This window comes from Streptomyces canus 299MFChir4.1, from assembly GCF_000383615.1.
Taxonomy (GTDB): domain Bacteria; phylum Actinomycetota; class Actinomycetes; order Streptomycetales; family Streptomycetaceae; genus Streptomyces; species Streptomyces canus_C.
In genome coordinates this window covers 1-26,281 of sequence record NZ_KB911621.1, presented here as the reverse complement: position 1 = coordinate 26,281, position 26,281 = coordinate 1, and the positions used below count along the sequence as shown (strand labels likewise).

At 67.4% G+C, this 26,281-nt stretch carries 24 protein-coding genes and 5 pseudogenes; 18 read left to right on the top strand and 11 right to left on the bottom strand.

Features of this window, described 5'->3' with window-relative positions:
* Positions 1 to 69: 69 nt before the first annotated feature.
* Both H293_RS0141895 and H293_RS0141890 read right to left on the bottom strand, forming a co-directional pair.
* Positions 70 to 1,596, bottom strand: a complete 1,527-nt coding sequence (locus H293_RS0141895) for an HAL/PAL/TAL family ammonia-lyase (RefSeq protein WP_020123750.1) — start codon at positions 1,594 to 1,596, stop codon at positions 70 to 72.
* Positions 1,593 to 2,594, bottom strand: a complete 1,002-nt coding sequence (locus H293_RS0141890; RefSeq protein ID WP_020123749.1) for an ornithine cyclodeaminase family protein — start codon at positions 2,592 to 2,594, stop codon at positions 1,593 to 1,595. Before H293_RS0141890 ends, H293_RS0141895 begins: the two co-directional genes overlap by 4 nt.
* Positions 2,595 to 2,730: 136 nt before the next feature.
* Here H293_RS0141890 and H293_RS0141885 point away from each other — a divergent pair, with 136 nt between their 5' ends.
* From H293_RS0141885 to H293_RS60755, 6 genes are all read left to right on the top strand, one after another.
* Positions 2,731 to 3,867: an ABC transporter ATP-binding protein gene (locus H293_RS0141885; RefSeq protein WP_020123748.1), complete on the top strand. Its 1,137-nt coding sequence runs from the start codon at positions 2,731 to 2,733 to the stop codon at positions 3,865 to 3,867.
* A complete protein-coding gene (locus tag H293_RS0141880; RefSeq protein WP_020123747.1) occupies positions 3,864 to 4,529 on the top strand; it encodes an ABC transporter permease in 666 nt (221 codons plus the stop codon). The genes H293_RS0141885 and H293_RS0141880 overlap by 4 nt, the downstream gene beginning before the upstream one ends.
* The gene (locus H293_RS0141875) at positions 4,526 to 5,215 is read left to right on the top strand and encodes an ABC transporter permease (RefSeq protein ID WP_020123746.1); all 690 of its coding nucleotides are present in this window, start codon (positions 4,526 to 4,528) and stop codon (positions 5,213 to 5,215) included. Before H293_RS0141880 ends, H293_RS0141875 begins: the two co-directional genes overlap by 4 nt.
* A 48-nt stretch (positions 5,216 to 5,263) precedes the next feature.
* A complete protein-coding gene (locus H293_RS0141870; protein WP_199790259.1) occupies positions 5,264 to 6,208 on the top strand; it encodes an ABC transporter substrate-binding protein in 945 nt (314 codons plus the stop codon).
* Between the two features lie 51 nt (positions 6,209 to 6,259).
* A complete protein-coding gene (locus tag H293_RS0141865) occupies positions 6,260 to 7,126 on the top strand; it encodes a MurR/RpiR family transcriptional regulator (protein ID WP_020123744.1) in 867 nt (288 codons plus the stop codon).
* Between the two features lie 179 nt (positions 7,127 to 7,305).
* On the top strand, positions 7,306 to 7,602 hold the full coding sequence (locus H293_RS60755) for an ATP-binding cassette domain-containing protein (RefSeq protein ID WP_020123743.1): 297 nt from the start codon (positions 7,306 to 7,308) through the stop codon (positions 7,600 to 7,602).
* A 342-nt stretch (positions 7,603 to 7,944) separates the two neighbouring features.
* Here H293_RS60755 and H293_RS60750 read toward each other — a convergent pair.
* The 4 genes and pseudogenes from H293_RS60750 to H293_RS0141845 form a co-directional block, all read right to left on the bottom strand.
* A pseudogene (locus tag H293_RS60750) lies at positions 7,945 to 8,022 on the bottom strand (hypothetical protein); the annotation flags it as partial.
* Positions 8,019 to 8,504, bottom strand: coding sequence for a LamG domain-containing protein (locus H293_RS0141855; RefSeq protein WP_028808667.1), 486 nt, complete (start codon positions 8,502 to 8,504; stop codon positions 8,019 to 8,021). The gene H293_RS0141855 and the pseudogene H293_RS60750, both read right to left, overlap by 4 nt.
* Before the next feature lie 241 nt (positions 8,505 to 8,745).
* Entirely contained in the window at positions 8,746 to 9,180 is a 435-nt protein-coding gene (locus H293_RS0141850; protein ID WP_078612840.1) for a nuclear transport factor 2 family protein, read from the bottom strand.
* 9 nt (positions 9,181 to 9,189) lie between these two features.
* On the bottom strand, positions 9,190 to 10,182 hold the full coding sequence (locus tag H293_RS0141845) for an aldo/keto reductase (protein ID WP_028808666.1): 993 nt from the start codon (positions 10,180 to 10,182) through the stop codon (positions 9,190 to 9,192).
* Positions 10,183 to 10,336: 154 nt separating this feature from the next.
* Between H293_RS0141845 and H293_RS0141840 the strand changes: the two genes are divergently transcribed.
* Positions 10,337 to 11,200, top strand: coding sequence for a helix-turn-helix transcriptional regulator (locus H293_RS0141840; protein WP_033416326.1), 864 nt, complete (start codon positions 10,337 to 10,339; stop codon positions 11,198 to 11,200).
* 69 nt (positions 11,201 to 11,269) lie between these two features.
* Positions 11,270 to 11,629: pseudogene (locus H293_RS0141835) on the top strand (IS110 family transposase); the annotation flags it as partial.
* Positions 11,630 to 11,833: 204 nt separating this feature from the next.
* Here H293_RS0141835 and H293_RS0141830 read toward each other — a convergent pair.
* Together H293_RS0141830 and H293_RS51230 are read right to left on the bottom strand one after the other, a co-directional pair.
* Positions 11,834 to 12,346, bottom strand: a complete 513-nt coding sequence (locus tag H293_RS0141830; protein ID WP_020123738.1) for a DinB family protein — start codon at positions 12,344 to 12,346, stop codon at positions 11,834 to 11,836.
* A gap of 98 nt (positions 12,347 to 12,444) precedes the next feature.
* Positions 12,445 to 12,966: pseudogene (locus tag H293_RS51230) on the bottom strand (ATP-binding protein); the annotation flags it as partial.
* On the opposite strand from H293_RS51230, the pseudogene H293_RS51225 reads away from it, so the two are divergent.
* A pseudogene (locus tag H293_RS51225) lies at positions 12,959 to 13,282 on the top strand (transposase); the annotation flags it as partial. The pseudogenes H293_RS51230 and H293_RS51225 overlap by 8 nt on opposite strands.
* 279 nt (positions 13,283 to 13,561) lie before the next feature.
* Here H293_RS51225 and H293_RS51220 read toward each other — a convergent pair.
* Positions 13,562 to 14,203 carry a TetR/AcrR family transcriptional regulator gene (locus tag H293_RS51220; RefSeq protein ID WP_051138236.1) on the bottom strand — a complete coding sequence of 214 codons (642 nt, stop codon included), beginning with the start codon at positions 14,201 to 14,203 and terminating at the stop codon, positions 13,562 to 13,564.
* Positions 14,204 to 14,263: 60 nt separating this feature from the next.
* Here H293_RS51220 and H293_RS51215 point away from each other — a divergent pair, with 60 nt between their 5' ends.
* The 9 genes from H293_RS51215 (at position 14,264) to H293_RS58720 (ending at position 25,580) form a co-directional block, all read left to right on the top strand.
* A complete protein-coding gene (locus H293_RS51215) occupies positions 14,264 to 15,751 on the top strand; it encodes an MFS transporter (RefSeq protein ID WP_199790258.1) in 1,488 nt (495 codons plus the stop codon).
* A gap of 132 nt (positions 15,752 to 15,883) precedes the next feature.
* On the top strand, positions 15,884 to 16,651 hold the full coding sequence (locus H293_RS0141810; RefSeq protein WP_020123732.1) for an SDR family NAD(P)-dependent oxidoreductase: 768 nt from the start codon (positions 15,884 to 15,886) through the stop codon (positions 16,649 to 16,651).
* Positions 16,652 to 17,301: 650 nt separating this feature from the next.
* On the top strand, positions 17,302 to 17,583 hold the full coding sequence (locus tag H293_RS0141805) for a hypothetical protein (RefSeq protein ID WP_020123731.1): 282 nt from the start codon (positions 17,302 to 17,304) through the stop codon (positions 17,581 to 17,583).
* Between the two features lie 135 nt (positions 17,584 to 17,718).
* Positions 17,719 to 18,036 (top strand): STAS domain-containing protein, encoded by a 318-nt coding sequence (locus H293_RS51210; RefSeq protein WP_020123730.1) that lies wholly within the window; start codon positions 17,719 to 17,721, stop codon positions 18,034 to 18,036.
* A gap of 45 nt (positions 18,037 to 18,081) precedes the next feature.
* A complete protein-coding gene (locus H293_RS51205; RefSeq protein ID WP_020123729.1) occupies positions 18,082 to 18,453 on the top strand; it encodes an ANTAR domain-containing protein in 372 nt (123 codons plus the stop codon).
* A gap of 1,014 nt (positions 18,454 to 19,467) precedes the next feature.
* Positions 19,468 to 20,454, top strand: a complete 987-nt coding sequence (locus H293_RS0141790) for a quinone oxidoreductase family protein (RefSeq protein ID WP_259294653.1) — start codon at positions 19,468 to 19,470, stop codon at positions 20,452 to 20,454.
* A 41-nt stretch (positions 20,455 to 20,495) separates the two neighbouring features.
* Entirely contained in the window at positions 20,496 to 23,243 is a 2,748-nt protein-coding gene (locus H293_RS0141785) for a non-ribosomal peptide synthetase (RefSeq protein ID WP_020123727.1), read from the top strand.
* Positions 23,240 to 24,262 carry a methyltransferase gene (locus H293_RS0141780; protein ID WP_020123726.1) on the top strand — a complete coding sequence of 341 codons (1,023 nt, stop codon included), beginning with the start codon at positions 23,240 to 23,242 and terminating at the stop codon, positions 24,260 to 24,262. The genes H293_RS0141785 and H293_RS0141780 overlap by 4 nt, the downstream gene beginning before the upstream one ends.
* A gap of 319 nt (positions 24,263 to 24,581) precedes the next feature.
* Positions 24,582 to 25,580: a hypothetical protein gene (locus tag H293_RS58720; RefSeq protein WP_020123725.1), complete on the top strand. Its 999-nt coding sequence runs from the start codon at positions 24,582 to 24,584 to the stop codon at positions 25,578 to 25,580.
* A 126-nt stretch (positions 25,581 to 25,706) separates the two neighbouring features.
* On the opposite strand, the pseudogene H293_RS0141770 reads toward H293_RS58720, so the two are convergent.
* Positions 25,707 to 25,877 (bottom strand): annotated as a pseudogene (locus H293_RS0141770) (IS110 family transposase); the annotation flags it as partial.
* A 31-nt stretch (positions 25,878 to 25,908) separates the two neighbouring features.
* A partial coding sequence (locus tag H293_RS0141765) for an integrase core domain-containing protein (protein ID WP_020123723.1) occupies positions 25,909 to 26,281 on the bottom strand: 373 nt, incomplete at its 5' end.

The window sequence follows — 26,281 nt, the reverse complement described above, 5'->3', positions numbered from 1 at the left end:
CGGCGGTTCGCGCCAGGGCCGCAGAACCTCACCAGGGAGGGGTACACAGCTGCCGGTACACGTCGTCGGTCATGCCGATCCTCCTGCCAGGGCGCTCAGGGTGCCCCGGACCTCGTCCGAACCCATGATGCCGCGGTCCACCGCCTCCACATCCGCCCCGCAGGCCCGGTCGTCGTCCAGGCGGGACACGACCCTCCGGATCGCGCCGTGCAGGAACTCCGGTCCTCGCCCCAGCACGGGCGGCGCCGCCAGATCCACCGCCTGCGCGGCGACCACGGACTCCACGGCGAGCAACTGTCGTAGCCGGACGAGGATCGTGGCCAGCCGGCGTGCGCCGAGCGCCGCGTTGGTCGAGTCGTCCTCGACGGCGTGCGCGCCATGGCGGGGGTCGGTGCTCACCGGTGCGGACAGCATGCGGATCTCGGCGACCAGCGCCTGCGCCGTCTTGGCCAGTGGGGCGAAGCCCGAGCGCTCCGGACCGTACGGCGAGAGGTTCGCGGGCAGTCCGCTGACGGCCGGGTCGAGCAGCCGTCGCATGCGCTCGGCGGAGATCGCCGCGGTCTGCGCCAGGGCCAGCGCGAGGGTGTCGAAGGCGAGGGCGAGGGCCGGGGTGTGGAAATTCCCGGACGAGAGGATCTCGCCGGTGCCGGCCAGGACCACCGGGTTGTCGCCGCAGCCGTTGAGCTCCGGCCGCAGCGCGGCGTCGGCGAAGTCCAGCGCGGAGTGCAGCGCCCCGTGCACCTGGGCCGAGCAGCGCAGACTGACCGGGTCCTGGATGCGCCGGGCGTTGCGGGGATCGCCCAGCTCACCGCCTTCCAGGAGAGAGAGCAGTTCGCCCGCTGCCCGGGACTGCCCGGGGGCGGGCCGCAGTCCCATGACCCGCGCGTCGAGCGGGCTCGTATTGGCCCTAAAGCCCTCGTAGGTCAAAGCCGTGACTGCCTGGGCCAAGGTGAGAACGGTCGCCGCCTCGTGCAGGGCGAGCGCGCCCTGACCGGCCGCCAGCGGGCTCGCGCTGCAGAGCACAAGCCCGTCCTTCGGGCCCAGTGCAGCCGGGGCCAGACCGACCCGCCGCAGCGCCGAGGCTCCGTCGAGCACCTCGCCGGCGAGCTCGGCGACGCCCTCACCGATGACGACCAGACCGACATGGGCCATCTGCACCAGATCGGCGGCGCCGATCGATCCCACCTCGGGTATCACGGGGTGCACCCGCGCGTTGAGCAGGGCCACGAGCAGCGTCAGGATCTCCGGTCGGACTCCGCTGCCGCCGCCCGCGAGGCCGTTCACGCGGGCGAGGACGGCGGCGCGTACGACGGGGACCGGCAGCGGATCGCCGACCGCGCCTGCCCGCCCCCGGACCGTGCGGACGCTGAACGCCTCGAGCTCGTCGCGCGGCAGTGCGTACGAGGAGCGGGTGCCCAGCCCTGTCGTCAGGCCGTAGGTCGGCACCTGGCGGTCGACGACGTCGTCCACGGCTGCCCGCTCGCGCGCCAGCCGCGGGAGCACCTCTTCCGCCAGTTCGACCCGGGCTCCGTGGTGGGCGACGGCGACGACATCGTCGTAGGACAGCGTCCTGCCGTCGATGACGACCCCGGTCATGCGAACCGCAGTTTCTGGCCGAGGTCGCGCTCTTCGGCTTTCCTCAGCATGGCGGCGCCCAGGGCGATGTCGGAGAGGGACAGACCGCGGTGCCAGAACAGGTTCGTCTCCTCGGCGCTCTGCCGACCGGGCTTGGCACCGGCCACAATCTCCCCCAACTCACCATGCAGATTGGTCCTGTTGAGCCTGCCGGAGTCGACGTGTGCGCGCAGGGCGCCGAACGGCCCGGCATGCGCCTGGCCCCAGTCGTCGACGACGATCTTGTCCATGATGTCCGTGAGGGTGAGCTCGACGGCGCTGTTCGTCCCGTAGGGCACGACCAGCGCCCCCGGGGAGATCCACTCGGTCCTCAGCAGCGGCTCGGGGCGTTCCAACCGGGACGCCTCCACCACGATGTCCGCTCCTTCCACGCAGCTCTTCCAGTCCTCGGTCACGACGACGGGCTTGCCGAGTTCCTCCTCCAGCCGCCCGGCGAAGGCCTCGCGGCTCTCCGGGCGTCGCGAGTGGATGCGGATCTCGGACAGGTCGAAGATCCGGTCGAGCAGCCGGACGTTCCAGTACGACGTGGCCCGGGCGCCGATGTGCCCGAGCACCTTGGCGTCCGGGCGGGCCAGGTGACGCGCACCGAGGGCGGTCAGGGCGCCCGTGCGCATCTCGGTGAGGGCGGTGGCGTCGAGCACGGCCACCGGCATGCCGCTGCGCGGGTCGAAGAGGTTGAGCAGGGCCATCTCGGAGGGCAGCTGGGCCTTGTAGTTGTCGACGTAGTCGCCCACGATCTTGACTCCGGCCAGGGCCAGCGGGGCGATGTAGCCGCGCAGGACGTTGAAGTGGCCGTTGAACGCGGGATCGGGCACGAGGTGGACGCGGGGTTCGATCACCGTCTCGCCGCGGCCCTGGGCACGCAGTCCGTCCTCGACGGCGTCGAGTATCTCCGTGTCGGTCAGTTCCAGCTGCTCTATGTCCGCGCCGTTGAGGAAGGTGAACCAGACAGAGTCCATGGGCTGAATCCCTCGTTCGAGCTGGGCAGTTGCTGATTTCGTACGAACGTAATACGTCGTTAACAGATAGCCATTGACTGCCATTCATCCAGGCATGACTCTGCATGACCATATGCAGTCCGGGTGAGGGGCAGTCTTGATCAGATTCAACGCGGTGAGCAAAAGCTATCCGAACGGCACCACAGCCGTGGACGACCTGTCCCTGGAGCTCGCCGAGGGCGGCATCACGGTTCTCGTCGGTCCCTCCGGCTGCGGCAAGACCACGACCCTTCGCATGATCAACCGCATGGTCGAGCCGACGTCCGGGACGGTGAGCCTGCGCGGCCGGGACATCCGGGAGGTCCACGCGCCCGAGCTGCGCCGAGGCATCGGGTACGTGATCCAGCACGCGGGGCTGTTCCCGCACCGCACCATCCTTGACAACATCGCGACCGTTCCGCTGCTGCTCGGCTGGAGCCGGAAGAAGGCGCGGGCACGGGCGGCGGAGCTGCTGGAACTGGTCGGGCTGCCGGAGGAGATGGCCAAGCGCTACCCGAACCAGCTCTCCGGCGGACAGCAGCAACGCGTCGGGGTGGCCAGGGCGTTGGGCGCCGACCCGCCAGTGCTGCTGATGGACGAGCCGTTCAGCGCGGTCGACCCGATCGTCCGGGCGGAGCTGCAGGCGGAGTTCATCCGGCTGCAGAAGGAGCTGCACAAGACGATCGTGTTCGTCACCCATGACATCGACGAGGCGATCAAACTCGGCGACAACATCGCGGTGTTCCGGACCGGCGGCAAGCTCGCCCAGTTCGACACGCCCGAGCAGCTGCTCGCCCATCCCGCCGACGACTTCGTGGCGGGCTTCGTCGGGCAGGACCGGGGCATCCGCAGGCTGTCCTTCGTCAAGGCGGGCGAGGTGCCGCTGCGCGACGGTCCGGTCCTGACAGCCACCACTCCCGTGGCGCAGGCCCGGGCGGCCGCCGAGGCATGGCTGCTGGTCGTCGACGACGGCCGGCGACCGCTCGGGTGGGCCCCGGCCGCCGAGCTGCCCGCGAGCGGCACCCTGGCCGACGCGTCTCTGGTCCCCCTCGGCCACACCTTCAGCCTCGTCGGCGACTCGGCACGGGCTGCCCTCGACTCCGCCCTCCTGTCGCCCGCCCGGCTCGCGGTGGGGGTCGACGCGGACGGCGCGGTCGTCGGCGTGGCGGACGCTCAGGAGCTGTCCGCCGTGGCGGCCGCCGAAGTCGGCGAGCCGGCGGCGAACGCTGAGAAGGCCGACGGAGATGACCGATGAGCGACGGTGAGCCGCTGGTCCGGTGGCAGTGGATCGGCGATCATGCCGGCGAGCTGGCCGACTACACCGGCGTGCACCTGAGACTGGGCCTGCTGCCGGTGCTGTTCGGGCTGATCGTCTCGGTGCCGCTGGGGATCGCGTGTCATCGCTGGCGCTGGCTGTACGCGCCCGTGCTGACCGTGACCAACATCCTGTACTCCATCCCGTCACTGGCCCTGTTCATGATCTTCGTCCGTTACACCGGGCTGACGGAACGCACCGTGATGATCCCGCTGACGCTGTACACGCTGTCGGTTCTGGTGCCCAACGTCGTGGACGGCCTCGCCTCCGTCCCCGAGCCGGTCCGGCAGGCGGCCACCGCGCTGGGATTCGGCCCGGTGCGCCGGGTTGTCCAGGTCGAGCTGCCGATAGCCGTACCCGTCGTCATCGCCGGGGTACGCGTCGCCGCCGTCTCGTCCATCAGTCTCGTCGCCGTGGGCCAGCTGATCGGACAGGGCGGTCTCGGCTACTACATCACCCGGGGCCTCCAACTCGACTTCCCGACCCCGATCGTGACCGCGATCGTGCTGATCATGCTGCTGGCGCTCACCACCGACGCGCTGCTGGTCCTCGCACAGCGCCTGCTCACCCCGTGGTCCCGGAACAAGGTGACGTCGTCATGAACGATTTCCTGAACCAGGTCCGGCTCGTAGGAGACTGGCTGACGTCCTCGCAGCAGTGGCACGGCGACGACGGCATCCCCCACCGGCTCGCGGAACACCTCACCTACAGCGGTGTGTCGCTCCTGTTCGCCGCCCTGATCGGGCTGGCGTTCGGGCTGCTCGTGGGGCACACCGGCCGCGGCGCGTTCGCCGTGGCCAGCGTCGCCAACCTCGCGCGGGCCATCCCCACCTTCGGGCTGGTGGTCCTCGTCGTCACCCTCGCCGGGCTCAGCACCACACCGGTGCTGGTGGCCCTGGTCGCGCTGGCGATCCCGCCGATCCTGATCAACACGTTCGAGGGCGTGCGAGGTGTGGACCCCGTCACCAGGGACGCGGCGCGCGGCGTCGGCATGACCGAGTGGGAGGTCCTGATACGGGTGGAGGTGCCGATGTCGCTGCCGCTGATCCTCCTCGGCCTCAGGATCGCCGCGATCCAGGTCGTGGCCACCGCGACCGTCGCTGCCTACCCCGGCCTCGGTGGCCTGGGCCGATTCATTGTCGACGGACTCTCCCGCAATGACTACCAGCTCGTCATCGGCGGCTCCGCCGTCGTCGTCCTCCTGGCGCTCGTCGTCCAGATCGTCTTCACCGCGCTGCGGCGCGTCGTCGTCTCGCCGGGCCTCAGGGTCTCGGCGTCCAGATCCTGAGTTCTTCCGAGCTTCCAGGCCCTGAGGGCCCCAAGAAAGGAAACACCCATGAGCCCCAAGAGAGTTGTGCACCGCGCCGCCGCGTTCGGCCTGATCGCCGCCTTCTCGCTGACCGCCTGCGGCAGCAGCGACTCCAGCGACAGCAACCCGCTGACGGGCAGCAGCAGCGCCGCCGGCGACGGAAAGACCCTCGTCGTCGGCTCGGCGAACTTCCCCGAGAACCAGCTGCTCGCCGAGATCTACGCCGAGGCACTCGAGGCCAAGGGTCTGAAGGTGACCCGCAAGTTCGACATCGGAGCCCGTGAGGTCTACTACGACCAGATCGTCAAGGGCGGCATCAGTGTCTTCCCCGAGTACAACGGCGCCCTGCTGGCAGTGGCGGTCGACAAGACGAGCACCGCGACCGGCACCGAGGAGATCAACGCCGAGCTGAAGAAGAAGCTCCCGTCGTCGGTGGAGATCCTCGACTCCGCCGAGGCCCAGGACAAGGACTCGGTCACGGTCACCGCGGAGACCGCAGCCAAGTACCACCTCAAGACCCTCGCCGACCTCAAGCCCGTCGCGAGCAAGCTGACTCTCGGCGCCGGCTCGGAGTTCAAGACCCGCCAGCAGGGCTGGATCGGTCTGGAGAAGATCTACGGCGTCGAGTTCGGGAAGTTCCAGCCGCTCGACGCGGGCGCCCAGAGCACCCTGCTGAAGCTGCTGAAGGACGGCAAAGCGCAGGCCGCCAACATCTACACCACCGACCCCGCCATCGTCGAGGACAAGCTGGTGGTCCTGGACGACCCGAAGAACCTCTTCTCCTCGCAGAACGTCACACCCCTCGTCTACAAGTCCGCGGTCAACGACACGGCCAAGACGGCGCTCAACGCCGTCTCCGCCAAGCTCACCACCGCCGACCTGCAGGACATGATGAAGAAGCTCGTCAACGACAAGGAGGACGCCAGCACGGTCGCGAAGGAGTGGCTGACGAAGGCCGGTCTCGCGAGCTGACCGGTGGGCATGTCCTGACCGGTCCGGCAACAGAAGAGGCGGGAGAAGCGGATGAGTGAGGGCGCAGGGACCGACGTGCCTGCCGGTGTCGGCGCCTCCACACAACTGCACCGGCTCTTCGAAGGCCGCCGGCTCACCCCGACGCAGCGTCGCATCGCGCACTGCCTGGTGCGGCGAGCGACGGACGTGCCCTTTCTGTCGAGTGTGGAACTGGCTCAACTGGCCGGCGTGAGCCAGCCTTCGGTGACCCGTTTCGCCCTCGTCCTCGGCTTTGACGGGTATCCGGGGCTGCGCCGTCATGTGCGGGAACTCGCAATCCCCGGAACCGGCTCGGACCAGGAGCCGAGCAACCCGTACCAGCAAGCGGTGCGGGCCGAGATCGACAACCTGCGACACCTGGCGTCGCTGCTCGCGGATCCGGGGCCCGTGGAGCGCGCAGGCCGCCTGCTCGCCGCCTCCCGGCCACTGCCGGTGCTCGGGCTGCGCGCCTCCGCCGCTCCGGCAGGGGGCTTCTGCTACTTCGCCGCGAAGGTCCACCCCGACGTGCGTCTGCTCGACGAGGGCGGTTCCCTGCTCGCCGACCGTGTCGACGCGGCCCGGCACGCCGGCGCGAGCGCGCTCCTGTGCTTCGCCCTGCCCCGCCACCCGCGGGAGACCCTCGCCGCGCTCAGCCACGCCCGGGACACGGGGCTGACCGTGGTGACGATCGCCGACGGCACGTTCTCCCTGGTGGCCGCCCACAGCGATCTGCTCCTGCCGGCGGCCGTGGGGACGGGCCTGGTGTTCGACACCGTGAGCGCCCCCATGCTGCTGGGGCAGGTCCTTCTGGAAGCGATGTGCGACGCCCTGCCGGACGCCCAGGCCCGCCTGGAGGACTTCGACGCGCGGGCCGCGACGCGAGGCCTGTTCGTCGACTGAGCCGAGGGCACGTAACCCTGCCGGCCGTAGCCAGGCCCGTACGGCCTGGCACCGACGAGGAGGCCGTCCACCGCGCGCCGCTCGATCCGGCTCGACGGCCGCGAACTGCGGGCGGTACGGGGGACGTCCATCACCTACGTCCCCAGGAACCCCTGTCCCACCTGACCCCGTCCGCCACGGTGGGCACACAGCTCGTCGAGAGCGTGCGCGCGGTGACGCCCATGTCGTGCAGCGAGGTCGGCGAGCGGCTCCTGGCGCTCCCTGCCCGGGACGGCAGACCCGACCCCGAACGCACCTTCCGCTCGTGCCCGCACCAGCTCTCGGGCGGCATGGCCCAACGCGTCCTCATCTCGGGCGCGGTCGCCGGTCGGCCCCTGCTCCTCATCGCCGACGAACCGACCACCGCCCTCGACATCACCCGCGAGGGCGACCGGCACTGCAAGCGGTCTCGGCTGATCACTTCGGCTCCAGGGTGATCGGCGAGCCACCGTCGATGTCGTTCGTTCCGGCAGCAGGTCGATCGACTGACGGGTCTCGATGCCGATCAGGGTCGTGCCGTAGCGGTGTCCCTCGCGCAGGGCGAACTCGTCCACCTCCCAGCCCGCGACGTGGTCCTGAAACAAGATCCGGACCACACACGGACCGGTTGGCACAGGCCACTCCGCACACATCGCATTTTCCGCGGTCAGCGCCACGCGCACGATGTACCACCAGCAGACGAAGAACCTGCAGGCCGCCCGATGCCTTCCACGGGATGACCTGGAACGGCACCGGGCTTCCTGCGCGACACCGTTGACGTAGAGCTGGACGGTGTTCGCCGCCGTGTCGTAGATGCCGGCCAGGTGAGTCCAGGCGTTCAGGACCGGCGGCCGGGCGCCGATCGAGCGCGTGATCACGGGACTGGCGACATCGGTCTGGTGCCGGTTGAGATCCAGGCGTCGTAGGCGGTGGAGTAGTACAGCTGGAACCCGGCGGCGTTCGCGCCCGCCTGGGACAGAGCGGTGTAGTTGACGTCCTTCTTCGTCAGCCGCACCCAGGCGGACACACTGAAGGACTTGATGGTGTCCAGCACCGGGCCGGAGGTAGCGAGATGGGCGCTCGTTCCGTTGAGCTTCGCCCCGCCGGCGCCGTTGCGGGCGAGCGTGTCCCAGGTGGCGCCCGAGGAAATCAGCGGGTGCTGGGTGGCGGTGGTGGAGTCGGTGAGAGTGCTGTCCAGGTGCCAGATCCCCGAGGGCTGTTCAGCGCCCTTCACCTTGAAGCCGTAGTAGCCGGTCAGGCAACTGTTCTGGGCCGCGTCAAAACCCCACACCTGGAAGGTGTTCTCACCGGCCTGGTTCGGCGGGATGCTCTGGATCGTGGACGCGCCCTTGGTGTCCACTGCGTACCTTTCGTGAAGACGTCCGCCCGGGCCGGTGAACACGAGACCGTGGTGGGTTCATCGGCTTGACCGTTGCCGCCGTCGCTGAGTACGTCCACTGCCGACCGCGTCTTTCGTCCCCGACGACGCTGACGCCGTCCATGCGGAAGCGCAGCCGTGAGTGGAGTTATGCGGATCTGGTCTGCGAGGCGTTGTGCACGGGAGCGGGCACTCGCTGTACAGCGACGGCGGCAACTCGCGGTCATCCCAGCGGGATGTGCAGCGCTTTGTGGGCCGCGACCGGGTTGGCGTACTCGGTGATGCGCCTCACTTGCCCGTCTGCGCACTCGAACTTGAACACGTACACGTTCCGGTAGAGGGTTTCTGTGCTGGCGAGGACGGCTTCTCCCACGGCCTCAATGAAGACAACTTCCCCGTCTGCGACCGCGTTGGCGCGCCGGTCGGACAGATCACGCCGACTGGTTTGCTGCAAAACGTCGGAGAAGAACCCGAGCACTTGGTCCTTGCCGGTGAGGACGAGATGGGGCTCGGTACCGCCGTCGAAGGACATCGCGAGGGTGTGGACGACGTCGTCAGTGAGAACCTTCGCCATTTCTGTCACGTCTCCGGCCTCGAACGCGTCTAGGTAGGTTGCGGCGGCGGCAAGGGAGCTAGCGTGAATTCCTTCGGGTGACACGGGACCTCCTCAGGCCAGGCCCAGCTGGGACAGGCCTTCGGACGCGCTGATGCCGCCGCGTGAGGATCCGTGCGGGACCATCTCGTCGATACGGGCGAGATCGTCCGCAGTGAGCCGTAGGTCGATCGCGGAGAGCGCTTCTGTGAGTCGGTCGCGAGTACGGGCACCTACCAGCGGCACGATGCTGACGTCCTGGGCTGCCACCCAGGCGATGGCGAGTTGGGCGACGGTGCATCCCTTCGCTTTGGCGAACTGCCCTAGGGCTTCTACAAGGGCGAGGTTGTGCTCCACGTTCCCGTTGGCGAACATTGGGTCGAAGGCGCGCCAGTCTCCGGGGCTGATGGAGGTACCGGCTTCCCAGCGTCCGGACAGCAGTCCGCGGCTGAGAACGCCGTAGGCGGTCATGCCGATCCCCAGTTCACGCAGCGTGGGCAGGACGTCGGTTTCCGCGCGGCGTGTCAGCAGTGAGTACTCGATCTGCAGGTCGCTGATCGGGTGCACAGAGTGGGCTCGGCGCACGGCATCGGCATCGACTTCTGAGAGTCCAATGTGCCGTACGTACCCGGCGTCGACCATTTCCTTCATCGCCCCCACCGTCTCCTCGATCGGCACGAGCGGGTCCAGTCGTGCGAGGCGGTACACGTCGACGTAGTCGGTACCCAGACGCGTCAAAGAATGGACGAGGAAGTTCTTCATCGACTTGGGACGGCCGTCAATCCCGATGAACATGCCTCCCGGAGCGGTGAGCATTCCGAACTTCACACTCAGTTGATAGCTGCCACGTTCCCTGCCACGCAGCGCTTCACCCAACAGCAACTCGTTGTGCCCAGCAGCGTAGAAGTCGGCAGTGTCGATCAACGTAAGGCCTGCATCCAGCGCTGCGCGCACAGTGGCGATGCTCTCGGTACGGTCGGCAGGGCCGTAGCTGCCCGACATTCCCATCGTACCGAGACCCAGTGCGGAGACGGTTAGACCAGCGGTACCGAAGGTGCGTGTACGCATCAAGTTTCCTTTCATCGGGCTCAACGAGGCCCGCTCGTGCATCTGTGGATCTGCCGCCCACATTGCTACGGCTGCGATTCAGGCGGCAGAGCACGCTTTATCCTCGGAGAGCCGCTCCCTGGTTGAGCCACCGTCCGCGTGCGAACATGAGTTCATGGAGCGCGATCAACTGGCCGACTTCCTGCGTCGTCGCCGTGAGGCGATTCACCCAGGCGATGTCGGGCTGGCCGCAGGACCACGTCGCCGCAGTCCCGGCCTGCGGCGCGAAGACGTGGCAATGCTCGCCGGTATGTCGGTCGACTACGTCGCCCGCCTGGAGCAAGGTCGCAGCAGCCAACCGTCGGCCCAACTGATCGAGGCGCTGGCCCGCGCGCTACGCCTGTCGGGCGACGAACGCGACCACTTGTTCCACCTCGCCGGCCACCGGCCGCCGCCCACCGACGGGCTGGCTCAGCTTGCCCGCGCCGGCCTGGTGCGCATGCTGGACCTTCTCACTAACACGCCGGCGGTGGTGTTCACCGACATGGGCGAAGCTCTCGCCCAGAACCAGGCATCCCAGTTACTGATGGGCGACCAGACCGTGTTCACCGGTGACCGGCGCTACCTCGTGCATCGCTGGTTCACCGAACCTGCCATCCGAGCCACACACCCACCCGAACAGCACGAACGCCACGCTCGCGACCTCGTGGCCGACCTGCGCTCGGCTGTGGGCCGACGCTCCGGCGATCCTGACGTTGCCGCCTTTGTCGCACGACTCCGGGCGAAGAGCTACGACTTCCGCAGGATGTGGACCGAGCACGAGGTGGCCGTCAAACGGACCGACCGCAAAACCTTGATCCACCCGCGGGTGGGCCCACTGCTCCTTGACGTCGAAACTCTCGTCGCACTTGACCAGCAGCAGCGGCTGATGGTGCTCACCCCAGCCGACCGCGACAGCCGCGAACGCCTAGAACTGCTCCAGGTGATCGGCCTCCAGGAATTCTCTTCAGACGTACGCCACGACGTCCCCGGATCGTGACATCGGGGAGCCCGTCGGACACCTCCGATCTCTTTCAGTCTGCAAGACCGCCGGGCTCGAGGCGCTTACTACCTGCCCGGACTGACGATGCGGCGGATCGCCGACCTCTACCCGGGCGAGGCCAAGACCGATGCCCGCGACGCGTTCATCATCGCGGACGCCGCCCGGGCGATGCCACACACACTGCGGTCCATCGAGCTCACCGACGAGACCATCGCCGAGCTGAAGATGATCGTGGGCTTCGACGACGACCTCGCAGGTGAGGCCACTCGGGTCGCCAACCGGCTCCGTGGGCTGCTGATGACCCAGATCCACCCCCACCTGGAGCGAGTTGTCGGCCCGCGCATCCAGCACCCGGCCGTCCTGACACTGCTGGAACGCTTCGGTTCCCCGGCTCAGATCCGCAAGGCCGGACGCCGACGGCTTGTCACTCGTTTCGTAAGCGGGAGCGGGCAACGTTTGTCGATGGTTCTTGGCAGCACTTAGCGATCAAACGGCTCGGAAATGTCGATGAGAACTGACAACGCTGAAGCAGCCGAGCTTCCGTGGCAGCGGATGTGTCGTTGCGGGAGTGGGGCCTCCGGACGTCTTGGGTCAGAAGCCGATCGGGGCGAGCCTCGATCGGTAGTTGCGTCAGCCCCAGTTGTGATCTCCGGTGAAGCCGTCGATGGACTCGCGCAGGATGTCGGCATGACCCGCGTGCCGGGCGACTTCTTCGATCATGTGGATCAGTGTCCAGCGCAGTGAAACGGTGGCGCCGTCGAAGAACGCGAAGGCAGTGCCGGTGGCGTCGATGTCGAGGCTTTCGATCGCCTCGTTGGCGGCAACCCGGGCGCGGGCATAGAAGTCCAGGATGTCTTTGACCGGCTCGTCAGCAGCCACGTGCCAGTCGGACGCCTCGTCGCCTTCGACTTCGAAGGGAAGAGGGTCGCACTCACGGCCGAACGTCAGGCAGAACCAGCCGAGTTCGGCGCCGACGAGGTGCTTAAGCATCCCGATCAGGCTCGTGCCCGACGGAGTCACCGAGCGGCGCAGCTGGTCCTCGTCAAGGCCCTCAAGCTTCCATAGGACCGCGTCGCGGTGTCGGTCCAGGGCAGTGTGCAGGCTTTCCTTCTCGCCGCCGGTGAACGGCACGTGCTTGACCATGCCCAGACCCTAGTGGCTGGGAGCTGCTTTGATCTCGGCTCTGTCTCTGCAGGGGTGGGTTTCTGCCATCGTGGTGACGACGATGAAATTGATGTTGGTCAGCCTGCGGCAGCGTCCTGCGCCCGGGCCGCCCTGGTGCTGGCGAATCGGTAGGACTCCGTGCCCGTTTCGATGATGTTCCCGCCAAAGGTGAGGCGGTCGACGATGGCCGCGCAGAGCCGTGGATCCGTGAACGTTCTCGTCCACGCTCCAGACGACTCGTTGGAAGCGATGGCGACGCTGTTCTTCTCCTCGCGCTCCGTCAGCACCTGGAACAGCAGCTCAGCGCCCCTGCGGTCCAGCCCCATGTAGCCCAGCTCGTCTATGCAGAGAAGGTCGACGCGTCCGTAGCGGGCGATGGTCTTGGTCAGGATCTTCTCATCCGCAGCTTCGACGAGCTCATTGACCAGCTTGGTGGTGTAGCGGACCCGGAAGCCAGCCATGGCGGCCTCGGTGCCGAGCGCGATCAGCAGGTGGGACTTGCCGGTGCCCGAGTCGCCGATCAGACAGAGTGGCAGTCCTTTCTTGACCCATTCGCAAGTCGCCAGGGTGTGGATGACCGCTGCGTCGACGGTCGGCGACGGCAGCACCTTCCCGACCGCCGGCCACCTCGCCGCCTATCCGGGCCTCGCCCCGGCGACCCGGAGCTCAGGCTCCTCGATCCGCGGCGAACAGCCCTCCCGGCGGGGAAACAAACAGCTCAAACGGGCCTTCTTCCTCCCCGCGTTCGCTGCCCTGGGCGACCCCGAATCACGGACCCACTACGACAAGAAGATCAGCCAGGGCAAGCACCACACCCAGGCCCTGCTCTGCCTCGCCCGACGACAAGCCGACGTCCTCTTCGCGATGCTCCACGACGGTACCTTCTACGAACCCCAACCCGCCGCAGCCAGCTGAGGAGTTCAGGCCGCTCGATCAGTCCTCCGGCCGAAGCCTCCGACGAGCCGCCTCAAGCCGCTCGTCATATCCCGAGGCGGCAGGCGAACGAGTCCGCCGCAAGCTCAAGCGGCTCGGTAACGAGGACACCCGGCGGCGGCCTGGGGCAGTGCTCTGGGAGACGGGAGCGGACCGGTGAGCACCACGATCCCGACCGCCAGCCGCGCGCCGAAGGCGGTGCCCCGGCCGCCTGCCCCGTATTGGCCGGACCGGCAGCTCTGCAGCGTCGCCCTCACCGGCTCAGTGTGCGGCGTCGGTGGGACTCGCGTCGTCGGAATTCACACCATAGAGCAGGAGGAGGATCGCGTCGGTGAGTGTGTCGAGCAGCTCGTCCTCGTTATAGGAGCCGGGGTTCGCGTAGACGTCGGCGAACATCGCGCTGCGCAAGTGGACAGCCATTTTGGCGAGCAGGTCCGGCGGGCCGCCGGCCACCGCTGCGGTGCGCGCGTCGCGCTCCAAGCGCTTGGCGAAAAGTGAACAGCCCTGGTCGACGAACCGGTCGCGGATCTGCTGCACGTCGGGGCCGGGGTCGGGCGTGATGAACGCCTCGCGCAGCCAGAGCCCGTCGACCTTCCAGCGAGCCAACCCGGCAGCCAGGCCTCGGCGCAGTGCGCTCCGGTCGAGACCGTCGGAGGCAAGCCACTCGGCCATCTCCAGGTCGGCCTCGGCGATGCCCTGGTCGATGACGGCGGCCAGCAGCGCTTGCTTGGAATCGAAGTAGAAGTAAAAACCGGAGCGCGTGATGCCGACGGCTTTGGCGAGTTCGTCGATTGTCACCTGGCTGGTCGGCCGCTCCCGGAAGGCGGCTCGCGCGGCCTCGATCAAGGCTTGCTCCCGCTGGTCGCCCTTGGTGGGGGTGCGGCGGCTCGTGATAGCTGACACAGCCTGAGCGTACCAGACGTCAGAGAAAATTGACGCATGCCTTTTATTTTTGACACCGCGTTGACGATCACAGATCGTGCGTCTACTTTGACGTACATGTCTTTAGGAACACGCTCTGTTCTGCCCGTCGCCTGCTACGCGGTACTGCTTGTCTCCGCCTTGCAGACGCTGTTTGTCCCGGTCATCGCCGCCATCCAGGCCGACCTGGGCGTCTCCACCAGCTCGGCCAACTGGGCGGTAACCGCCAACTTGCTCGCGGCCGCAGTCCTTACGCCGGTAGTCGGCCGGCTAGGAGACCTGTACGGCCGACGTCCGGTCATGGTCGGGGTGCTGAGCGTGGTACTGCTCGGCTCGGTGCTCGCCGCCACAACTTCCAGCCTCGCGCTGCTGCTCGTCGCCCGGGTCGCCCAGGCCGCCAGCTACGGGCTCTTCCCGCTGTCCATCGGTGTGCTGAGGGAGGAACTGCCACCGAAACGCCTGACTGGTGCCATGGCCGTGACCAGCGGCATGCTCTCCGTGGGCGCCGGGGCCGGGCTCGTGGTCACCGGGCTGCTCATGCGGGGCGGCGGCGACTACCACAACCTGTTCTGGCTTTCCACCGCACTGGCAGCAATCGGTCTGGCGGGAGTGCTGCTCCTGCCTCGCCGACCGGGTGCGGCTTCCGGCAGCCTTGACTGGGCGGGCGCGGCTCTGCTCGGTCTCGGGCTGGTGCTGCTGATCCTGCCGCTGGAAGAGGGCAATGGCTGGGGCTGGGGCTCGGCCCGGGTGCTCGGCTCGCTGGGCGCCGCGGTCGTCGCACTGTTCGCGTTCGTCCTGGTCGAGCAGCGTGTCACGTATCCACTGGTCAGCGTCCAGATACTCAGCAGGCGCCCGATCGTGGTGGCCAACGCGGTCGGGTTGTTCCTGGGTTTCTCCCTGTTCGCTGTGTTCCTCTCCATCACCATGCTGGTGCAGACGTCGCCCGCGGTCGCTGACTACGGCTTTGACGCCTCGGTGTTCTCCGCCAGCCTGGTGTACTTGCTACCGGCCTCGGCCAGCGGTGTGGTCTCCGCGCCAATGGGCGGTCGGCTCGTCGCCCGCTTCGGTGCCAGGGCAACGCTGGTGATCGCGGCAGCGTTGGCCGGCATCGGATTCGCGATGCTCGCGGTTCTGCACTCGGCCACCTGGCAGGTCATCGTCGGAGTATTGCTCGTCGGCACGGCGGTCACCTTCGGGTACGCCACCCTGCCCGCCCTGATCAACGCCCAGGTTGAGCCCGCCGACACCACCGTCGCCAACAGTGTGAACTCCATTGCCCGCTCGGTCGGTATGTCGCTGGGGACCGCGTTCGTGGTGACCCTGACGACTCGTAACCCGATCCCTGGACCGGTGCCGATACCGCGTGAGGAACAGTTCGTGGCCGTCTTCGTGTTCGGCGCCGTTCTGGCTGTGATCTGCGCCGCCACTGTTCGCTGGTTCCTGCCTCCGGGGCGACAGGCAACGCCAGCAGCGACCCTCAGGGCGGGCGCAGAAGGAAAGCCCGCACCGTACCCGGCACGGCCGAGCTGACTTACCGGGCTATCGCTGGGACGGCTCGTCGCGAGATACCTCCTCCCTGTTCCTGTTCAGGCGCGAATGCAGTCTGAACAGGGCGTTTCTGACCGTCGTCAAGATCAAGAGAAATCTGTTAAGGAATTTGTTATGTCGTCAGCACTGGAGAACAAGGTGGCACTGGTCACCGGCGGCAGCCACGGCATCGGACGTGCGATCGCTGAACGATTCGCGCGTGACGGTGCGGCTGTCGGAATCGGCTTCGCCCACGACGAGACGGCTGCCCACGACGCTGTCGAACGTATCCGTGCGAACGGCGGGCGCGCCTTCGCCGTGCACACGGAACTGGGCACCGACGGTGACGCGGCCCGTCTGTGGGAAGCCTTTGACGAGGCGGGCCACGAGCACGCGGAGGACGGAAAGCTCGACATCCTCGTCAACAATGCAGCCAAAGGCAGCTTCGCCAGGCTGGCCGAGCTCGCCGAGGAGGACTTCGACAAGGTGTACGCGGCGAGCGTGAAGGCGCCCTTCTTCATCACGAAGCTCGCGCTGCCTCGGCTGCGCGACGGGGGCCGAATCATCAACATTTCCAGCCTCGCAGCCACTCTCGCGTCCCCGCAGATGATCGCCTACGGCGCGGCCAAGGCAGCTCTGGACGCATTCACCCTCGCCCTGGCCAAGGACCTCGGACCCCGCGGGATCACCGTCAACTCCGTGGCTCCCGGCGTCATCCTCACCAGGAACAACGCCAGTTTGCGCGACAACGAGCAGGCAGCGGCACAGGTGGTGGCGCGCGTGGCGCTCGGCCGGCTCGGACAGCCGGAAGACGTCGCCGGCATTGCCGCCTTCCTCGCCTCCGACGACGGGGGATGGGTCACCGGCCAGGTCATCGACGCCTCGGGGGGCACCGCCCTCTGAGCCACCAGCCCGGATCGCACGGCCCTCCGTGCGATCCGGCATACACCGACAGTGGCGCGGCTTCGGCCACGCCGCCGACAAGATCTGCGCCATGTACGAACGCCACGGTGAGAACGCTCAGTTCGGCTCCGTCCGCCACCGAGACCTGGCCGACGTGCTGCTGATTGGCCAGCAGGACTCCGTCCGCGGACAGGCCGTCACCCAATTCCCCTTCGTGCAAGGCCACACGCGGGATCACCCTTGCGGCACGGGACGCGCGGGAGTCGCCCCGGCTCGAGTTACCGCGAGGCCGAGGGCCGGGGCCTGCGGACAGTGCACGGCGAAAGCGGGCGCCGGCCCGGCGTGCTCTGGCTGCCCCAGCCAACGCCCAGGGGGCGCTGCCGGCAGCCGGCCCCCGCACTCTGCCGGACGGGAAGCCGGTTTCCGTCCGCATCGTAGAGCGGGGCAACCACCTCGCACCAGGGCGCCCCTTCGGCCCGAGCTCGTGCAGCGTGAGCACCCGCCCGCTGGTGACGATGCCGTGACCGTTCCGGGTGTGGCCCGTTGGCTGGGTGCGCTGCGCCATGCCGTCGGCTGCTCCGGTCGTGGAAGGGCGATGCTCGCGTTGCCGTGCCGGACGCTGTATTTCATCTAGCTGGAGGACACAGGACATGAGGGCTGACCTGCGTTGTGATGACGCTCTGCTGTTCGTCGGTGATCAGCAGATCGCGGTCGAGGTCGACCTGGGCCTGTTCCTCCCGGACACGGGCGTGTGGGGCGGTGTCCTCAACCGCATCCCGCCATCCATGGTGGACCAGGTACGCAGTGCCCACGAGGCCCACGTGCGCCTGTCCTCCGGCCAGAAACGCCGGATCCGTCCTCTGGCAGCCCCGATCGATGGCACCTCGGTGCCCTTCATGGGGGAAGGCACAGCGCCCTTCCACGCCTGCTGAGGATCCGGCCGCAAGACGTCGCACCGTCCCCACCGAGACGTTCGTCCGCGACAATCAGCACATGACAGGTGGACTCGATGAAGAATCGGGCGGGCCGGCGCAGTTCGCCCGGACGAGGGCGCACCCGAAGCCACGGTGAGCTGGTATGCGCAGGGCCAGGCCGCAGTGGTCGTGGCCCGCAGCGCGTCCGACATGGACACCATGGAGCTGCTCGGTAACGCGGTGGAGAGTGCTGCACGGGACCAGTCCCCGGTGGTGCTGGACGCCTCAGGCGTCACCTTCGCCGGCTCGATGTTCCTGACCCGGCTGCTGCGGGCGAAGCATCAGGTGTCCTTGCGTGTGGTGCCCTCGCAGGAGTTGCTGCAGATACTGGAACTGACCGGGGCCGTCACCCTGCTCGACGTCCGGGCGACGGTCACCGACGCCTTTCTGTGGCACGGAACAGGCCACTGACTGGCGCTTGCGTGTGCCGGTGGGAGTGAAGGGCAGGCGTAGGCCATGCGACCTCCCCCACGGCACAACGCCACCTTTGAGCAGGCCAAAGAAGGCGGCACCGAAGACCGGCATCTGTTCGATCCCGCCGCCGAACTGCTCAAGGAGCGCGATCAGCTCAAGAAGGCGATGCAGAGCCGCCCCGTGATCGACATGGCGCGCGGCGTGCTGATGGTCGGCTACGGCTGCCAGCCGCAACAAGCGTGGGAGATCCTGCTGGCCGTCTCCCAGCACACCAACACAAAACCGCGGGAGATCGCCCAGGCCATCACGGACGCCGCGACCGGAAAGCCGATGCCGGCGCCCCTCCAGGAGCACCTCGCGACAGCCGTACACACCTGGCAGACCGAAGGACATGAGAACGGATCATCCGCGTAGACGCACCGAGCTGCGATGCGTGGGAAGGACCGTGACACCTGGGGAGGTCCGCACGACCCCTCCCACGCATCACTGCCTCGGCCGCCGCAGACCCGATCTCACTGGGAAGCGGCATCGTCTTGCGCTGCTGCACGGCTATGGGGTGCCGGAGTCGTCTATGGCCCCGCGGATCATAGCGCGGCGTCTCTGCGGTAGGACTTGGCAGCCGCGAGCCAGGCACGGTGGTCGTAGCCTGCACTCTTTCCGTAGTGCTGAGCGTGGCTTGGAGAGCCAGCCCCGACGTAATATAGGTAGAACGTTCGGTCTTGACAAGATCTACTTCGAAAAGTGACGATGGGCGAGACGGAACGCCGGGTCTAACTGAGGGGTACAGATGGCATGTTGGGGTCTGCAATATGCGGGACAGGCAGGTCGCGAGCCCTCACGCTCAGCCCTCGGTTTACACACGAACGGCCCGCTGCACCGGAGCCCGTCCAATGACCACTGGCCGAACCAGTTACGCGCAGTGCTCGAGTTCGTGATCGGCTACAGTCCTCCGTCCGACTGTTAGGGCGACGAGAAAAGGCGAACGCCTGACATCGACTCCCTGCGGGACCACTGCGACCTGTGCGCATCCCGTCCGAGCATGGCCTCATCAGCTGAGCTCGCGCAAGTCAGAGGTGCTCGGTCCCGGGGCTGGCTGCCATCGCGTCCAGCGGTGTGGCGGAGAGATGGAAAGAGCGTGATTCCACAACTCGATGGGGTGGCGTTGGCATTTTCGTGGTGGATCACCATTGTTACCCGTGAGTTGTGCAGGTTACCGGTGGGCGGGGCGGCCAGCGTGCAGGCCTTGGACAAAGCCGTACGGTAAGCGCGACGTGGCTTCCTGAGTTCGCGCTGCCCTCCGGCAGACAGCTCGGCGATTGATACAGATGTCTCGGCAACTTCGAGTGGGTCCCAAGGCCTGGGGTGCCGCACATCCTCAAACTGGCCCCCATGTAAAAACACCCCGATTCCGAGAAGACGTAAGGACTCATGATGAAGGCCGCCTCAGTCGTCTCTTTCGGTTCGCCCCCCGAGTTCGTGGAACAGCCCGCCCCGTCGATCGTTGGCGCCGACAACGTGCTGCTCGACGTCCTCGCCGTCGGTCTGCACCCCATCGTGCGTGCTCAGGCTGACGGAACGCACTACATGAGTCCGCAGGCAGTGCCTTTCACGCCGGGAATCGACGGTGTCGGTCAAGACGGCGACGGAGTGCTGTACTACTTCATCTTGTTCGAATCGAAATACCGCGGAGCCATGGCGGAGCAGGTCGTGGTGAACACCCGGCATATCGTGCCGCTGCCGCCTGATGCCGACCCGGTCGCTGTGGCCGCCACTATGAACCCCGCCATGTCGGCGTGGCTGGCACTGCGCGGACGCACTCAATTCCGGGCCGGCCAGGATGTGCTCGTACTCGGCGCCACAGGCAACTCCGGCCGGATGGCCGTGCGCATCGCGGCGCTGCTGGGCGCCCGGAAGGTGATCGCCGCAGGCCGCGATTCCGGGAGGCTCGCGGAACTTCCCGCACTGGGCGCGACCGATGTCGTAGCGATCGGTGATCCCGAGTTGCTCGGCGCCACCGCGGCTGATGTCGATGTCGTGCTCGACTACGTGTGGGGAACTCCGACCGCAGCCATCATGGCGGCCATCGCCGCCCACCGTCGCGATCCAGGCCACAAGCTCACCTGGGTGGAGATCGGTTCGGCTGCAGGCCCCCATGCATCGCTGCCGTCGGCCGCGTTGCGTTCATGCCATATCGACATCGTCGGCAGCGGCCGAGGGGCGCTCAGCACGGACACAATCGTCGCCGGCCTGGCCGATCTGGCCGCTCCGGTCGCGGTGGGCGACCTCATCGTTGAAGCCGAGGCTCGTCCCCTGGCCGACGTCGCACAGTCGTGGCAGGACGCGTCCCGGCTCACGGCTCGCATCGTGCTTCTTCCCGGACGGACCACCCCCAACAAGGCGGGAGCACGAACGTGAACGTGGAATGTACACCCTCTTCCGCGCATGACGAGCAGTGCATGCCCATGACCGCGTCGGAACTGTTGTGGCGCGCCGCGCGCGAGCACCCCGACAACGGCATCGGCTTCCTCGGCGATGACCCTGAGGCAGCCCCGCGAACGATGCGCTACCCGGATCTGCTGGCCGAGGCAACCAGGCTGCTCTACGCCCTGCGGGCCCGTGGGGCACGCCCAGGCCGGGCAGTTGCGCTGGTGCTCGAGGAGCCGCAAGACTTTCTGCCTGCCCTGTGGGCATGCCTGCTCGGCAGGCTCACCGCCTGTCCACTGACACCACTGCGCGACGATCCTCAGCGCTGGGTGACCCAACTCCGCCACATTGCCGTTCTGCTGGACGATCCGCTCGTACTCACCACGCGCGAGCTGCGCGCGCGCATGCCTGCGGTGGCCGGGCTCGATGTCGCCGACCTGACCGAACTCGCCACCGGGGATACACAGCTGCCCTCCGTAGACGTCACGGCACGACCAGAGGACCTGGCGCTGCTGGTCCTGACATCCGGATCGACCGGCGCGGCGAAGGCCGTGCAACTCACCCACGCCAACTTGGTCGCGTCAATGCGGGCGAAAGCCGAAGCTCACCGTGCACGGCCCGACGATGTCACATTCAATTGGGTGTCCTACGACCATGTCGCGGCGGTGCTGGAAGGACATCTCCTACCGCTCGCCACTGGTGCAATGCAGCTGCACATACCACCGCAACGGGTACTCTCCGACCCGGTGGTGTTCCTGCGCACGTTGTCCGCCCATCGGGTAACAGCAACGTTCACCCCCAACTTCCTGCTGGGTCTGATCAATGCCCGGCTCGGTGTCAGCCCGCTCGGCGACGGAATCGATCTCTCCCACGTTGACCGCATCGTCTCCGGCGGCGAGGCCAATCCGGTCGCCACCGGGAAGCGTTTCCTCGACCTGCTCGCACCGCACGGGCTCCCGCGAACGGCGTTGTGGCCCGCGTTCGGCATGACCGAGACCTGCGCGGGGTCCCTCTATAACCGTGAGTTCCCTGACGCCGACACGGACGGCGAGTTCGCGGCGGTCGGCCGCCCGGTGACAGGGCTGGACGTCCGCATCACCGACCCGGCGACTGGTACCAAGATGCCCGCAGGCACACCCGGCGAGGTGTGGCTGCGTGGCCCCATGGTGACGCCTGGCTACTATCGCGATGCCGCCGCCACGGCTGCCGCGCTCACGCCGGAGGGTTGGCTCCGCACCGGTGACATCGGCAGGCTCAAGGATGGTCGTCTTACGCTGGCGGGGCGCAGCAAGGACAGCATCATCGTCAATGGTGTCAACTACTACAGCCACGACCTCGAATCCGTCCTGGAAGGCGTCCAAGGTGTCGCCCGATCCTTCGTGGCTGTGTTCCCCGTCCGGCCGCCCGGCAGCGATACCGAGGAGTTGGCTGTTCTGTTCGCCGCCACGGTCCCGGAGGAAGAGCTGCCTCGTGTGGTCGCCAGGGTCCGCGATCGGGTAGTCCTGCACTGGGGTTTCCGGCCCGCGGTGCTCCTTCCTCTGCCCCGCTCGGAGTTCCCGAAGACCAGTCTGGGAAAGGTGCAGCGTGGCGTGCTGCGAGCTCGTTGGGAAGCCGAGACCTACACCGAACGAGAACACGAGGTCTCTGCGTTGGTCGCCAATGCGGTCGGTGAGTACAGCGCTCCTCAGGGACCGACCGAGGCGGTACTGGCCGAGATCTACGCCGAGCTGTTCGGTCGCACCGCGATCAGTGCCACGATCGGCTTCTTCGACCTGGGCGGGACCTCGCTCGACGTGCTGCGCCTTGCGCGAACGGTACGGGCCAGACTGGGTGTCGAACTAGCAGTGCTCGATGTATTGCGCGCTCCGAGCGTACGTGAGCTGGCCCGGCTCATCGGGGCGCCTTCCATGGCCGGCAGCAACTACGACCCCGTGGTGACGCTGCAGGCAAGTGGCCAGGGGATTCCCTTGTTCTGCGTGCACCCCGGCGTCGGCGAGGTTCTGGTGTTCGTCAACCTGGCCAAGCACTTCGCGCGCGAGCGGCCGTTCCACGCGTTGCGAGCCCGTGGCTTCAACCCCGGAGAGAAGCCCTTCGGTAGCTTCACCGAGATGACCCAGTCGTACGTCGCGGCGATCCGCCGTGTCCAACCACACGGCCCGTACGCGCTTGCCGGATACTCCTTCGGCGCGGCCGTCGCGTTCGAGATCGCCAAGGTGCTGGAGGCCGATAGCGAACACGTGGCCTTCCTCGGCAGCTTCAACCTCCCGCCACACATCAAGTACCGTATGGACGAGCTCGACTTCATCGAGACCGCAGTCAATCTGGCGATGTTCCTGGGCCTGGTGGGCGCCGACGACGCGGGCCGACTGCCCAGCAGATTGCGACCGCTGCCGAAGACCGATCAGATCGCCACACTGCTGGACCTCGCCCCGCCGGGCAGACTCGCCCAGTTGGACCTGGATCTGCCCCAGCTCAGCGCATGGGCCGATCTCGCACACGGTCTGACCTCGCTCGGCCGCACCTACCACCCCACAGGGCAGGTGCGGGCGATGACCGTGTTCTGCGCCGACCCTCTCCGCGGCACCCGTCATGACTGGGTCGAGAAGGAACTGCGGCGCTGGGACGAACACACCCGCGAACCTGTCGAGTACGTCGACGTGCCGGGCGAGCATTACACCATGATCGGCCCCCGGCATGTTCACGTGTTCGCCGCACTCCTGCGTGCGGAGCTGGCACGCGTCCTCTCAGAGACCGCACCTGACCCCGGAGCCACCCGATGAACGACGTGACCATCGACCGCACAGGCCTGTTCGACATTGCCTTGAACCTGCTCACCGCCCGGGCGATACATGTGGCCGCGGAATTGCGGATCGCCGACCACCTCGCTACCGGTCCCGCCAGCAGCGCCCGACTCGCGGAGGCCACCGGCACGCACGAACCATCGCTGTATCGATTGCTGCGGTTGCTGGCGAGCGTCGGTCTGTTCAGCGAGACCGCTCCGCGCACGTTCATCACAACGCCGAGGGCGAACGCGCTGCGCTCGGACATTCCCGGTTCACTGAGACCGTTCGTACTGCACACCCTCGGCTTGCTGTATCCCGCGTGGGGCGAGATGGCGCATTCGATCCGTACCGGCGAGGAGGCGTTCACCAAAGCGTTCGGTGAACCGGTGTGGCAGTATCACGCCGATCGGTCCGAGGCGAACGACCTGATGAACCAGGTGATGTCCCGCGAATCCGAGGTGATGATCGACGACATGGTGGCGGCCTACGACTTCAGCTCGTTCGGCACTGTGGTCGACGTGGGCGGTGGCGAAGGCGCGCTCATCGCGGGCGTACTCGCCGCCACTCCCGGCGTCCGCGGCATCGTGTTCGACCAGCCACACGTGGTCAGTAACGCGCTGCTGAGGTCGGCAGGGCTGGCCGACCGCGCAAAGGTCGTCGGCGGCGACTTCTTCGACTCCGTTCCTGGGGGCGGCGACGCCTACATACTCAAGTGGGTGCTGCACGACTGGAATGACGAGAACTGCATCGAGATTCTAACGAGTGTGCGCGCGGCGATACCCACGGGCGGCACACTGCTCGTCGCGGAGTCAGTCATCGAACCAGGAAACGATCCAGCAGCCAGCAAGATCCTGGACATGGTGATGCTCGTCCTCAACGGCGGACAAGAGCGCACGCGCGAGCAGTTCGAGACGCTACTGGGCAGGGCAGGATTCCACGTCAAACGCGTGCTGCCTATGGTTTCGTCGAGCACCAGCCTCATCGAGGCCATCGCCGTTGAACCGAACCAGGAGTAAATGAGAAAGCATGTACTGGCGTAGCCATCGGACCGTACGGTTTGCTGCAGTGCCATGACATAGACGTGTGGGCCATCCCTTCACTGCGGGTGTGATTGCTTTCCGTGAACTACTTCGGCATGCAGGTGCCTTGGGCCTGCGCGACCGCGACATGCTGATCGTGATGGACGCCGGGTACGACAAGCGCCTACCTCTCCCCCTACCCTGGCCAGCCTGCCCGTGGTCCTCATCGAGCGCCTGCGCTCGGATCGTGTCATGCTCCGCAACGCGGGCCCCGCCCACTCTGGCCCCTGGGGCGGGCGGCCGCAGACACGGCAGCGTGCTGGCCTTCGCCAGGCTGGAGTCCTGGCACGCACCGGAGGTCACCACGGTGACGGACACCACCCGCACCGACGCCACCGAGTTGGCGGGCACCTCATTCGAATTCGTGGTCATCACGCTCGACGGGGCGGCCCTTCGAGCGGAAGCCGGCGAAAAACTGGTAGACGAGGTCGGACGTGCGTTCCGCAACACACCGACGCGAGTGATCCTCTTTTCCGTGGGGATCGGGCTCAGGTCCTGGTTCCTAAAACGCTCCGCGCTCGCGGACACACAGGTTACCGCAGGCGGAACCGGCCTCCATGTCCACGAGGCGCAGTGCGTGACCTTGCCGCCGCACGCCGGCGTCAACGCGGGCTTGCTCGCCGAGGCCGATTACGCCTACCGCAGGCGTCCGTTGCCGCACGACTTCATCGTCACCGACAGCGCGCCACAGGAGGCGCACGATTTCGCCGCACTGTGGGACGGCAACAGTCTCTCGAAGTGTGCGATCACCCCGACGGAAGCGTACGAATTGAGCCTCCACCACTGTTCGCGAATGGCATGCGAGCTGTTGGACTGGCCGTCGGTCGCGGACGTGGACCCGGACGACGAGACGTGGCTCGGTATCGAGGCCCGGCGTGAAGTTCTGCGTCTGTCCGTGTATGGGCCGACGGGGCGCACAGCCGGCGCGCAGATCACCGCCGAGGGAATCCCGAGGTGTTTCGGTCAGTGGGAGCATGACATGCTGCCGCTCAATCTTCCCGAGTTCAACAGGTATCACCACGGCGGCAAGATGAACCGCCAGGACCGTCGGCTGATCCAAGACGTGCTGGGGTACGGAGAAGCCGAAGGCGCCGAGATGCCCGCACTTCACGCCCTGATCGCACGATTGCACGGCGACGCACCGCAAGGTGGGGTCCTCACCCCGAGCGCTCGACCTGCGGTGCCGCCGACCGGGACCGGCCTCCAACCACCCCTCGGCGGGCCCCAGCGCTCGGGTCCCGCGCCGCGCCAGTAGATCCACGGCACCCCGCTCACGTCCGTCGGCCCATCTCCAGCCGGGCGCGGCGCGGGAACGCCGCGGCCTCGGCCACGTTGTTGACCGGCCCGAGGATCTCACCGTCTATACCCACGCGGGCAAGATCCGATCGTCCCCGATCTCGGCCAACACCCGGGTCGCGAGTTGGACGCCCAGGCCGGGGAAGCTGAGGAAGCTCTCAACGTCCGAGTGCCACGCCTGCTCCACCACCCCGGCGAAGTCGTCGGCCGCGGTGCAGGCGGCTTCCAACTGGACGACGAGGAGGGCGAGCATCTGCTGGGCCTTAACCCGGATTTATGGACACGGGCTATGCGGCTTGGGCCAGGGTAGTTGCTGTCGTGGCGAGCGCTGTCTCGTAGGCGATGGGGCTGCGTTGTCCGAGGTGGGAGTGACGGCGTCGGGTGTTGTAGCGGTTGAGCCAGCCGAACGCGTCGAGTAGGGTCTCGCGTTTGCTGGGCCAGGTCTTGCGGCCCTGGAGCGTCTCGCGTTTGAAGGTCGCGTTGGAGGACTCGGCGAGTGCGTTGTCCGCGCTGGAGCCGATCGCGCTCATGGACTGGCGGACGCCGGCTTGACGGCAGGCGTCGGCGAAGGCCCGGCTGGTGTACTGGGCTCCGTGGTTGGTGTGTATGAGCGCTCCAGCGAGGTTGCCTCGGGTGTGTTCGGCGGCGGCCAGGGCATCG